Origin of the sequence: Kluyvera sichuanensis, from assembly GCF_014218705.1 — a bacterium.
Classification (GTDB): Bacteria; Pseudomonadota; Gammaproteobacteria; order Enterobacterales; family Enterobacteriaceae; genus Kluyvera; species Kluyvera sichuanensis.
On the sequence record NZ_JABBJF010000006.1, the window covers coordinates 243,614 to 255,453 of the forward strand.

11 protein-coding genes are annotated in these 11,840 nt (G+C 53.2%); 3 read left to right on the plus strand and 8 right to left on the minus strand.

From position 1 onward, the window contains the following. Positions 1–223: 223 nt before the first annotated feature. Complete coding sequence (locus HII27_RS09985) at positions 224–1,087, minus strand: AraC family transcriptional regulator (RefSeq protein ID WP_185667750.1); 864 nt, start codon at positions 1,085–1,087, stop codon at positions 224–226. 285 nt (positions 1,088–1,372) lie between these two features. Here HII27_RS09985 and HII27_RS09990 point away from each other — a divergent pair, with 285 nt between their 5' ends. Together HII27_RS09990 and HII27_RS09995 are read left to right on the plus strand one after the other, a co-directional pair. Then, positions 1,373–2,650 (plus strand): oligosaccharide MFS transporter, encoded by a 1,278-nt coding sequence (locus HII27_RS09990; RefSeq protein WP_185667751.1) that lies wholly within the window; start codon positions 1,373–1,375, stop codon positions 2,648–2,650. Positions 2,651–2,667: 17 nt separating this feature from the next. After that, positions 2,668–3,870: a glycoside hydrolase family 88 protein gene (locus HII27_RS09995; RefSeq protein WP_185667752.1), complete on the plus strand. Its 1,203-nt coding sequence runs from the start codon at positions 2,668–2,670 to the stop codon at positions 3,868–3,870. A gap of 45 nt (positions 3,871–3,915) precedes the next feature. Here the strand turns inward: HII27_RS09995 and HII27_RS10000 are convergent, their stop codons facing one another. The 3 genes from HII27_RS10000 to HII27_RS10010 form a co-directional block, all read right to left on the minus strand. Beyond that, positions 3,916–5,160, minus strand: a complete 1,245-nt coding sequence (locus HII27_RS10000) for an MFS transporter (RefSeq protein WP_185667753.1) — start codon at positions 5,158–5,160, stop codon at positions 3,916–3,918. Between the two features lie 134 nt (positions 5,161–5,294). Further along, a complete protein-coding gene (locus tag HII27_RS10005; protein WP_185667754.1) occupies positions 5,295–6,194 on the minus strand; it encodes a L,D-transpeptidase family protein in 900 nt (299 codons plus the stop codon). A 145-nt stretch (positions 6,195–6,339) separates the two neighbouring features. Next, positions 6,340–7,191 carry a Vmh family MBL fold metallo-hydrolase gene (locus HII27_RS10010; protein WP_185667755.1) on the minus strand — a complete coding sequence of 284 codons (852 nt, stop codon included), beginning with the start codon at positions 7,189–7,191 and terminating at the stop codon, positions 6,340–6,342. 110 nt (positions 7,192–7,301) lie between these two features. Between HII27_RS10010 and HII27_RS10015 the strand changes: the two genes are divergently transcribed. Further along, on the plus strand, positions 7,302–8,192 hold the full coding sequence (locus tag HII27_RS10015) for a LysR family transcriptional regulator (RefSeq protein WP_185667756.1): 891 nt from the start codon (positions 7,302–7,304) through the stop codon (positions 8,190–8,192). A 172-nt stretch (positions 8,193–8,364) separates the two neighbouring features. On the opposite strand, the gene HII27_RS10020 is transcribed toward HII27_RS10015, so the two are convergent. The 4 genes from HII27_RS10020 to tkt all read right to left on the minus strand — a co-directional run. Beyond that, on the minus strand, positions 8,365–9,471 hold the full coding sequence (locus HII27_RS10020) for a PTS fructose transporter subunit IIC (RefSeq protein ID WP_185667757.1): 1,107 nt from the start codon (positions 9,469–9,471) through the stop codon (positions 8,365–8,367). A 43-nt stretch (positions 9,472–9,514) separates the two neighbouring features. Further along, a complete protein-coding gene (locus HII27_RS10025) occupies positions 9,515–9,826 on the minus strand; it encodes a PTS fructose transporter subunit IIB (protein ID WP_185667758.1) in 312 nt (103 codons plus the stop codon). A 56-nt stretch (positions 9,827–9,882) separates the two neighbouring features. Continuing rightward, positions 9,883–10,353, minus strand: coding sequence for a PTS sugar transporter subunit IIA (locus HII27_RS10030; RefSeq protein WP_185667759.1), 471 nt, complete (start codon positions 10,351–10,353; stop codon positions 9,883–9,885). 74 nt (positions 10,354–10,427) lie between these two features. Then, positions 10,428–11,840, minus strand: a 1,413-nt coding sequence (gene tkt / locus HII27_RS10035; RefSeq protein ID WP_185667760.1) for a transketolase, incomplete at its 5' end; no start/stop codon positions are given.

The window sequence follows — 11,840 nt, forward strand, 5'->3', positions numbered from 1 at the left end:
ACCGAAGCACTCACGGGAACATCCCTGACTCGCCGCGTGCCAGGCTGACAGTGTTGATTATCTGACACGACGTCACATAAGAGCAGCGCTCAATGGCCTCGCAAAAATGGGGAGAACGCAATGATCACATTATGCAAAACCTGCGACACATCCTATAAAACGAGCGGTTCCCATCCAGCGCCGCTCGGCGGATAAGTCTGTCTCCTGCCTGAAATAGCGGTGACTACCGCTCAGGCGATTCAGCATCGCCAGCATAGCGCTTGCGGTACTGCAAAGGTGACTGGCCCAACATTTTTTTAAAACAGGTAATGAAGTAGGTCATTTCGGTGAAGCCTACCTGCTGGGCTATCTCCGTCACGCTGAGCGACGAATAGCGCAATAAATCGCAGCTTTTTTTAATCCGTCTGGTCAGGATGTACTCCTGAATACCGCCGCCGGTTTGCTGACGGAAAATGCGGGAGGTGTAGCTGCGGGAAAAGCCGATATCTGCGGCCAGCTCCTCCAGCGAAAATTTGTGCTGATAGTGTTCTTCCACCCACTGCATGATGCGCGCGGCCACGGTCTGCTGCTGGTGGACGTCGCTTTGCGGCTGGGTTGGAAGAAAATCCAGCAGCTGCATGACCAGAAAGGCGACATCGCTGGCGGAGCGGTGCCCCTGTTTTTCCTGCGACTCGAAGCGGTCGAGGAGATAGGCAATATGGCTCGCATGCTCGCTGAGATCGTGGATCTGCGCGGGCGCATGGGTGCTGGAGAGCGCGGCAAACTGCGTCTGGTGGCGGGGGAACATCTGCAGGGCGCTGAACACGGCATTGTGTTCAATGTGCATGGCGGTGCGAAAAGTGGGGTTGTTGTGCGCAGCCTCCACCTGAACCTTATGCAGGCGAAACGGTGGAAAGATAAAAAATCGCCCTGGCCTTGCCGTGTAGTGCTGTTTGTCCACCACGACAATGCCATACCCTTCGGAAATATATAAAAACTCCACGCACTGATGCCAGTGGTAGTAGTGGGCGCTTGCTTGTTTTGGTCGCTGAAAGGAGACCACATCATTGCCCAGTGCGATACGTTCGAGTCGTTGCGGATCGTTCATTGTTCACCATGACAACAGAATTAAGCTTTACTGCTACGATTTGCAAATATTGCTGAATATCTGCCCATGAATCTAATCAAACTTAAAAATCGAAATCATTATGTGAACAGGCTCACGCTGTTGCCGTCAATAAATTGGCTACTCTCCGCTCGTCAGCATCCGGATTCTGTCATCAGATTTACCCTATAAACTCTCTTTAAAACGGTAGGACATTATGATTACCTCAGAATCTCTTATGTTTGTTAATGATAGCGATGAATATCAAAATTACGCTGGAGCCGTATCATGAATGCGATTTCACCGACGCGCTTAGCGCAGTGCAAAATGAGCGGTTTTATCTTTCTCTACTTCTTCACCTGGTCATCCAGTTTTGGCTTATATGCGCTGTGGCTCAGCCAAAAGGTTGGGTTGGATAGCGTGACCATTGGTAGTGTATTTGCGATTAATGGTGTATTTGCCGTGGTCATGAAACCGGTATATGGCTATATCATGGATAAAATAGGCATGAGCAAGTGGCTACTCTATTTTGTCTGCGCTACTTCAGCATTGATGGCGCCGTTTTTTGTCTTTATTTACCAGCCGTTGCTGCTGAGCTATACGCTGGTGGGCATTATTATTGGTGCCTTCTATTTAAGCCTGGGCTGGTATGCGGGGGTGGCTGCCGCTGAATCCTATGCGGACCGTTTTAGTCGTCTCTACGGTCTGGAATTTGGCCGTATCCGCATGTGGGGTTCGCTTGGTTGGGCGCTGGCGGCCTCGATGTCTGGGGTGCTGTTTAACTATACCCCGGCGGCCAACTTTATCCTTAGCAGCAGTACCTCGCTGTTGATGCTGGCGGTATTGCTGAGCCTGAAGATCGGTGACGAGCAGTTGCGTAACAATGCGGTTATCTCGGAAAACAAAATTGTATTTGCTGACGTTATCGCGCTGATGCAAAACCGCAAGTTCTGGATGTTCAGCCTCTACGTTGCGGGCGTTGCGTGGATGATGTTTGTGGCTGAGCAGCAGTTTCCACGCTATTTCGTCTCCTTCTTTGCCACTAAAGAACAAGGTAACGCCTGGTATGGCTACCTGGGCACGCTGCAGGCGGGCATTGAATTTCTGATGATGATGTTTATTCCGGCGCTGGTGAACTATTACGGTGCAAAGAAAGGCCTATTGCTGTGCGGCGGTGTTGTCGGGGTTCGTTTGATCCTCTCGGGATTAACGGTCGACCCGCTGATGATTTCCATTATTAAACCTTTCTACGGTGTGGAAATTGCGCTGCTGTTAATTTCCGTCTTTAAATACATTGCTGAACATTTCCATAAGCGCGTCAACGCGACGATGTATTTATTAGGTTATCAGGCAATGGTTTATGTCGGTTCCGTGGTCGTCGCGCCACCGGCGGGATATTTATACGATAAAATTGGCTTTTCGCACACGTTCTTAATGATGGGATGCTGCGCGTTATTATTTACCCTCATCTCCTCTTTCACCTTATCCAGCAGCCGTGCCGGAAAAAAAGCATCTACCGTGCGTACTGATGTACTGCATCCTCAAACGGTTAAACCCTCGAAATAGTAATAACAGGATAAAATATGACTGGTAATAAAACGGCGCATGTCGTTACCGAACCCCTGCGCCCGTTAAACGGCTCGCCTGTCGATCGTCAGGCATTAAAAACCACTATCGACAAGGCGCTGCAGCCTATTACATCGCGCATTGACCGAACGTTGTTTGCGCTGGGCGATAAATTCCCGAATGAGGCGTGTGAGGGCGGGAAATGGCAGCCAGCGGAAAACAATCAGTGGACTAACAGTTTCTGGACCGGTCAACTCTGGCTGCTCTGGGAGATGACCGGTAATCACAAATATCGTCAGGCCGCCGAACGGTTCATTATCTCTTTTGCCGACAGGCTGGCCCGGCAGGTGGAGACTCAGACCCATGACCTCGGCTTTCTCTACACGTTGTCCTGCGTCAATGCCTGGCGGCTGACGGGGAACACCCGAGCACGGGATATTGCGCTGCACGCCGCAGAGATGATGATGCAGCGCTACAGCCCAACGGCAGGGATTATCCAGGCGTGGGGTGACCTGACGGACCCGGAACAGCAGGGAAGGATGATTATCGACTGCAATATGAACCTGCCGCTGCTTTACTGGGCCAGTGAACAGACCGGGAATCTGGCGTTTGCGCAGGCCGCGTTATCCCATGCTACCCAGGCGGCAAACTATATTGTCCGGCCCGATGCTTCCACCTATCACACGTACTATATGGATGTGACGAACGGTGAGGCGCGTTACGGTAATACGCATCAGGGACACAGCGACAGTTCCTGCTGGGCGCGCGGTCAGGCGTGGGGGATTTATGGATTTATGCTCAGTTACCACTATACCGGCAATGCCGATTTTGTCAGCCTGACCCGTAGCCTGAGCCACTACTTCATCAACCGTTTGCCGGAGGACGGGGTCTGCCACTGGGATCTCGCCTTAGCCAACACGGATGCGGTACGCGACAGTTCGGCAGCGGCTATTGCCGCCTGTGGCCTGCTGGAGCTGGCGAAAGCGCTGCCGGCGACCGATACGGATCGAATGCAGTATGAAGAGGTGGCCCTGCGTATTGTGGCGTCGTTGACCGAACGCTATCTCTCCCGCGATGCCTCGGCATGCGAGGGACTGCTGATGCACTCGGTCTACCACATGCCAGCCGGAAAAGGGGTTGATGAATGCTGCTCCTGGGGGGACTACTTCTATCTTGAAGCGCTGATTCGCGTGCGCCAGTGCTGGAAGCCGTACTGGTAAGTCGGTGCGGGGCAACGGCCAAGGTTGCCCCGCGTCTTGGGAGAATTAAGAAAGCGTCTGGTGAGGCTTAGCCTGCGCGCTATTGTCGAGCCGCCGAATCGCGGGCACCAGGCTGGCGCAGACCGTGGCAATCACCACCGCTACCGCTGACACCATCAGCACGTTGCTGCTGCCGTAGCGCATCGCCAGTGGCCCAGCGACCAGTTCGCCAAACGGAATCGCCACGAATGAACCTACGGCATCATAGGCGTAAACCCGCGCCAGCTTGTCCGGCGGAATATGCGTTTGTAATGAATGCGCCCAGGAAACGCCGAACAGGCCAAACGCGACGCCGGTGACAAAAAAGGCGGCGGTCAGGTATGGCGCTGAGGCGAGCTGGCTCAGCATAAAAATAGGCACCGCGCAGAAGATAACCAGCATCACGCCAATAAAGAGATCCCGGCGCGGACGCCAGCGTAGAGCAAGGAAGGTGCCGGTAATCAGCCCCACGCTCTGGGCCGCGACGATCATTCCCCAGTGCGCTCGCCCGAAGGAGGCGTCGGCAATCGCCGGGCCGAGCACCATCACCACGCCGCTAAACGCCGCGTTGACTATCGTAAACTGCACCACGACAGACCACACCCACGCGCGGCTGGCAAACTCTTTCCATCCCGCTTTTAAGTCCTGCAAAATATTGCTTTGCGATTCGCTGCCGCTGATAGCGGTAACCCGAATCATGGCGTATAGCGGTGCCGAGGCGGCAAAACCTAGCGCATCAATCGCCAGCCCCCAGCCCGGCCCGACCGAGCTGGCGAGGATCCCGCCCAGCGATGCGCCAATTACCGTCCCACTGTAGATGCCCAACTGGATTAAGGCGTTGGCTTCGCGCAGATTTTGTGGCGGCACCGTCTGCGGCACCAGTGCGGAGGACGCCGGTAGGGCGATACCCGCCGCCGCACCGTTCAGTGCGCCGAGCAGGGCCAGGCTGAGCACCGAGGCCGAACCGTCGAGCACCGACCAGGCGACAATGGCCTGCGAAAGGGCGGCAACGGCGGAGGAGTAGACCAGCACCCGGCTGCGGGAGTAACGGTCGGCTAACACGCCGCCAAGCAGTAAAAACGCCACGTTAAAGATGGAGCGCGAGGCGACGACAATGCCTAAATCGGAGACGGTGCCGCCGATGTCCAGCACAGCAAACGCCAGCGCTATCGGGGCGATACCGTTGCCGAGTACGGTCAGCAGTCGCGCGGTGAAAAGATGGCGAAATACGGGGAAGTGGTAAGCACGAATTTTTTTATTATGCGTATTCATTGCGACAATGATTTCTGGTCAGCGGTTCGACGATAAGACGTGAGGTCGCAACAGAGTATCGGTAGGTTTGGTAGGGGTAAAGTCGCGTAGAGAAAAAAATCCACGCCTGGGCGTGGATTTCGCAGCATTCAGGGTTAATTCAGCCTGACCGGCATCCCGGATCGCTGGGCCAGCGCCTGGCTTAATACCGTCTGCTGAATATCCGTGGCCGTCAGAGTGGATTTCAGCGCCGCCGGGATCGCACTCGCCGAAGCCGTGCTGGTTCCGGATTCGGACAGTGGGCTATGCACTTCGATATAGCGCTCGCCGTTCGGTTCAACGTCAGCTTTAATCGGCTGATTTACAAACTCAACCCGGGTCCCCACCGGGACTTCGCTAAACAGCGTTTTAAGATCGTCGGCGCGTAAACGCACGCAGCCGTGGCTGACTCGCAGCCCGATGCCGAAGTTGGCGTTGGTGCCGTGAATCGCAAACTCGTTGCCAATGTACATGGCGTACAGCCCCATTGGGTTATCTACGCCCGCGGGAACGACGGCGGGAAGAATATCACCGGCTGCGGCAAATTCGGCGCGTTCGTTGGGTGTTGGCGTCCAGGTTGGCCCGACCTTTTTCTGTTTCACGGAAGTCACCCAGTGCTCTGGGGTATCGTGCCCAATCTGACCAATGCCCACCGGATAGATTTCGACGGTATTGCTGCCCGCCGGGTAGTAATAGAGGCGCATTTCCGCCGTGTTAATGATAATCCCTTGATGCACCGTAGCGGGTAAAATGGTCTGCGACGGGAAGGTGAGAACGGTACCGGGCGCCGGGAGATAAACGTCCACGCCGGGGTTGGCGTCGAGGAGATTGCTCATGCCGATATGATGTCGGGCGGCGTAGGTTTCCAGCGGCGCTTTTTGTCCTTGGGGAACCTGCTCATATTCGTTGCTGCCTACCAGATTTCCACCGGATTTCGGTAGGGTATAGGTCAGCGCAAAGGCGGGGTGAACGGAGAAAACAACGGCGAGCGATACCAGTAACGTGTTAATTTTCATTGGGTTGAATTGTACGACAAATATATGTGTCGCTGATTATACCTACCCGCTATCGCCAACTCCATCGTTTTTGGCGCGATAGCGGGGTGACTATCGGGATCTCATTCTAAAGGCGAGCTTTTTTGCAAAATCCTACGGCGGCAGGCTACCACTTCATTTCGCCGGTGTTCACTTTGGCGCTAAGCTCTAGTGAACTCACATCGGCAAGGCCTGGGTACGCCGCTTTCATCGCGCTAATCACGCCTGCTGAGTTCTTCTGGCTACTGAGCGCCTGCTCAAAGGTATGCAGATAGCGGTTAGTAAAGGCGATGGCCGCATCATTTGCCGGGCGCTCTCCCAGGTAGTGGCCGGGAATGACCTGCTGCGGTTTCAGCGCCTGCATTTCGCTCAGCACCTTCATCCAGCCCTGACGAATCGCTGGGGTCTGTGTATCGGCGGTCCAGACGTGGATGCCAGAGGCAATACCGGTACCGCCCAGAATCGCCTTGTTCGCCGGGATCCAGACATAGGCGGCATAATCGCCCGCGTGCTTCAGCTCCAGCGGTTCGCCATCAACGGTAAAACGCGTCGCGCTGGTGGCCTGCGGCACGATGATTGTGGTTGGTGCGCCGTCTTTCATTTGCGGACCCCAGAAGACCAGCTTGGCATCTTTGGTGGCCTTGATGTGCTCAACCACGGAAGGTGATGCCACAACCTTAGCCTGCGGGAACGCCTTCACCAGCGGCTCCAGCCCAAAATAGAAATCCGGGTCGCCGGAGGTGATGACGATGGTTTTCAGCGTTTTGCCGCTGTCGCGGATCATCTGCACCAGCTTTTCGCCATCTTTAACGCTGAACTGCGCGTCAAACAGCACCGCCTCTTTCGGGCCTGAAACCAGCGTGGACGAGACTGGGAAAATGCCTTTTTCCTGTGGGTTGTAGACTTCAAGGTGCAGCGGGGCGGCAAACGCGGTGGTGGCGGCCAGCGACAGAACCAGCGTAAGGGATGTTAATTTCATGGCGATGAACTCCGTAAAGGGTGTAAAGCGCATTCTACGGATTTCTGCTTCTGCTAGAATTCCTGAAACAATACATGCTGAGTTTCATAAAACGATCAAATGGAGACGCAATGGACCGGATTATGGCGGCCATCACCTACAACCGCATCTGCGAACTCGGTAGCCTGAGCGCCGCGGCCCGCTCGCTGGGCATCTCTCGCCCGATGGTCAGCCGCTATCTTGACGAGATGGAGAAGTGGGCCGGTTCCCGACTGATCCACCGTTCCACCCGGCGGTTAACCCTCACTCCTGCCGGAGAAAAAACGCTGGAGAAGACGCGGCAGTTGGCGTTGCTATCGCAGGGCATTGAAGGGGAGGCGACCGGCGTTACCCCGTCCGGGACGCTGCGTATCGCCTGCGCCCACTTTACGGCGACGCATTTGTTGAACCCGATTATCCCGGAATTTCTAAGCCGCTACCCGGCGCTGCGTATTGAGGTTGATATCAACAACCATCCGGTGAGCCTGGTGGGGGAGCGTATCGATCTGGCTATTCGCATTACCAATGTTCCGGAACCCGGCACGATCGCCCGCCATCTGGGAACCTGTCGTTCCGTGCTGTGCGCGTCGCCAGGCTATCTTGCCCGCGCGGGCGTGCCGACCACCCTTGATGAACTCGCCCAGCATAACTGCCTGCACTACAGCCGCTTTTCCGGCCAGTCCTGGACCTTCCGCGATGGCGCGAAAGGCGAGGTCTCGGTGGCGGTCAACGGTAACTTCAGCGCCGGAATATCATCGCTGCTGTGCGAGATGGCGACGGCGGACGTTGGCCTGGCGATGGTGCCCGACATCGAGGCGAGAGCCGGGCTGGAAAGCGGGCGGTTAGTGCGGGTGCTGCCAGAGCTGGAGCCGCAGCCGCTCGGGATATACGGGCTTTACCAGTCCCGGGACCATCAGCATGCGGCGCTGGGGCTGTTTCTGGATGCGGTTAAAGGGTATCTGGCGGCGAAAGACGTGCGGTAATGTTTAATTTGCAGGTGGAAAGGATTGATGATGTTGACGGCCCCCTTGGCTTTCCTCCTGTGGGTGTGGTTTAGCCATGCCGTAAGGGATGCAGATATTTACCTGCATCCCTTAAAGATGATCAAAATGGACTTGGTTAGTTATTTATAGTATATATGAATTATATATATGCTTAACTTATTTTAATATCGTCCAAATTGATGTCTTCCTCTTCCTGGTCATTATTTACAACCACATCTCGAGGAACGTCTTTTTTGATGACAGCATAGACTGTAGCGGTTACTAGTATATTAACAAGCAATGCCATAATGCCCGCCATTGGATGTGACATGGTAGGAATCATCAACACGCCACCAAAAGGCACTGTTGCATCTGCGCCATACACCATGGTGATCGCACCGCCACACGCCCCACCAATTGCAGCCGCCGCAATACCACGAACGATATCATTCATTACTATAGGGATAGAACCTTCAACAATATTGACTACCCCCATAGGAACTGCTGATTTTAACATTTCTATTTCTTCGTTATTATAGATGTTTTTGCGAAGAAGTTTGGCTATAAAAAATGCAAGCCCTAAGCCGATAGGGGTTGCCGTATTGACTAACTGAAGGGCCGTAATTGGCTCATTTATACCTTGCGCCTGGAGGGTTAAGACGAATGCGAAGCACGTTTTGTTGATCGGCCCGCCAAAGTCAACAATACACAATGCCCCAATAACCGCACCTAATAGTAAATTAGATGAAGTACCCATACTTCTCAGGAACGATGTGAGAGCATCTGTAAAAATACCAATAGGTGTGCCGATGATATAGACCATGATCAGGGCACTGAGAATGGATGCAAAAAAGGGCACAATCAATGTTGGCATTAAACCCCGAGCCCAACCAGGAACCTTCACATTTTTAATAACAGCGAGAGCAATATACCCGGAAATGTATCCGCCGATCATGCCGCCGATGAAACCTGCGCCAATAGCATTAGCCGCCAGACCTACGACAAAACCTGGGGCAATACCGGGCTTACCCGCGATAGAACCGGAAATCCCGATAGCAATAACAACGGGTAATAGTCCGAGTGCTCTGGCCCCCATGGTCGCTAAGGCCTGCCACAAATCAAATTGACCGGGTACTAAAGCGTCTTGAACCGTGCCCCCAAGACCCATACCGATTGCAATAATAAATCCCGCACCACAGACAATCGGAATCAAGAATGAGATAGCGGTCAGCAGATGACCTTTAGGGTTTGCTGCTTTCCATATTTCTTTTATATTCATAAATTACGCCCTTTAATTTATAGAGGAAACGCATTGATAAAAGTTATGAATTCACTAATTCACTGAGTTTTTCAATAAGCTTATTGGGAGATTTAACAGCCATTTCCGTAGGTACCTTGACGACTTTCTTTCCGGCGAACCGTTCTTCACCAGAAACTTTAACATCGGCGGCTAACAGGACGATATCGGCTTGTGCGATCTCTTCAGCGGTTAAGGCATTCTCGATACCTATTGTGCCTTGTGTTTCAATTTTGACATTGTGTCCGGCTTTTTTTGCTGCTATTTCTATTTTCTTTTGTGCAATATAGGTATGTGCAATGCCTACAGTACAAGCTGTAATGCCAACGATATTCATAATGATTCTCCAGGATTTGATTTTTTTTTCGATGCTATATAACCGTGGGGGTTAAATTAAGCTTTAATACCTTCATCTTCAGGGATTAAAAGATCAATGATTTTCTGCGGATTATTTTCTTTCAGTAATTTTTCAATTATATCTTCATCGGCTAGTGAGCCTGAGACTTGTGATAATAATCGAATGTGATTCGCATTTTGATCCACTAAACAAACAGCAAATAAAATAATGCAACGAACATCACTGCCATCCATCGTTTCCCAGGGGATTTGATGTTGGGTTCGACCAATGGCTAATGTCGTATGGGCAACGCCTGAAGATTTCCCATGTGGGATCGCAATATGATTTTCAAATCCAGTGGAGCCCTGCTCCTCGCGTAACCAGACATCTTTCAGAAAATCAGCTTTATTAATAACAGCACCATCAAGAACGAGTAAGTCTGTTAATTCTTCAATAGCTTCTTCTTTAGTTTTAGCCATCATGTTCAATTTGATGTTTTTTACGTTAAGTACATTCGAAATATCCATGAATTACCTTCGACAATATAAATGAGTGATTGATTATCATGGGCATGGATACATGCCCACTGATAGAAGAGCGTTTACAAAATGCTTTTCGCTTTCGTTAGGACGTTCTCAACGGTGAAGCCGAACGCTTTGAACAGCAGATCCGCTGGCGCAGACTCACCGAAGGTGGTCATGCCGACGATTGCGCCGTTCAGGCCCACGTATTTGAACCAGTAGTCCGCGATACCTGCTTCGATAGCGACGCGTGCAGAGACCGCTTTCGGCAGCACGGATTCACGGTAAGCCGCGTCCTGCTTGTCGAATGCGTCGGTAGACGGCATGGACACCACGCGCGCCTTCACGCCTTCTGCGGTCAGTTTTTCGTAAGCGGCAACGGCCAGCTCAACTTCGGAACCGGTCGCGATCAGGATGATTTGCGGCTGGCCGTCGCTGTCTTTCAGCACGTAACCACCACGGGCCACGTTCGCCAGCTGCGCTTCAGTACGTTCCTGCTGCGCCAGGTTCTGACGGGAGAGGATCAGCGCGGTTGGGCCGTCGTGACGCTCTACGCCATATTTCCACGCAATCGCGGATTCAACCTGGTCACATGGGCGCCAGGTGCTCATGTTCGGGGTCACGCGCAGGGAAGCAATCTGCTCTACCGGCTGGTGAGTTGGGCCATCTTCGCCCAGACCGATGGAGTCGTGGGTGTAGACCATCACCTGGCGTTTCTTCATCAGCGCCGCCATACGCACCGCGTTACGGGCATATTCAACGAACATCAGGAAGGTAGAGGTGTACGGCAGGAAACCACCGTGCAGGGAGATACCGTTGGCAATGGCGGTCATACCGAATTCACGCACGCCGTAATGGATGTAGTTACCCGCGATATCTTCGTTGATAGCCTTAGAGCCGGACCAGATGGTCAGGTTAGAAGGCGCCAGGTCAGCGGAGCCGCCGAGGAATTCAGGCAGCAGAGGACCGAAGGCTTCGATAGCGTTCTGGGAAGCTTTACGGCTGGCTATTTTCGCCGGATTAGCCTGCAGCTTAGCGATGAATTCGTTCGCTTTCGCGTCGAAGTCAGACGGCATGTCACCTTTCATACGACGGGTGAATTCTGCTGCTTCCTGTGGGAAGGCTTTAGCATAAGCCGCGAACTTGTCGTTCCATGCGGCTTCTTTCGCCTGGCCTGCTGCTTTCGCATCCCACTGCGCGTAGATGTCAGCCGGGATTTCAAACGGACCGTATTTCCAGCCCAGTTTTTCGCGGGTCAGCGCCACTTCGGCTTCGCCCAGCGGCGCACCGTGGGAGTCGTGGGTGCCAGCTTTGTTTGGTGAACCGAAACCGATAACGGTTTTGCACATCAGCAGGGATGGCTTGTCGGTCACTTTACGTGCTTCTTCTACTGCACGTTTAATCGCTTCTGGATCGTGACCATCGATGCCACGGATCACGTGCCAGTGATAAGCTTCGAAACGTTTAGCAGTGTCATCGGTGAACCAGCCTTC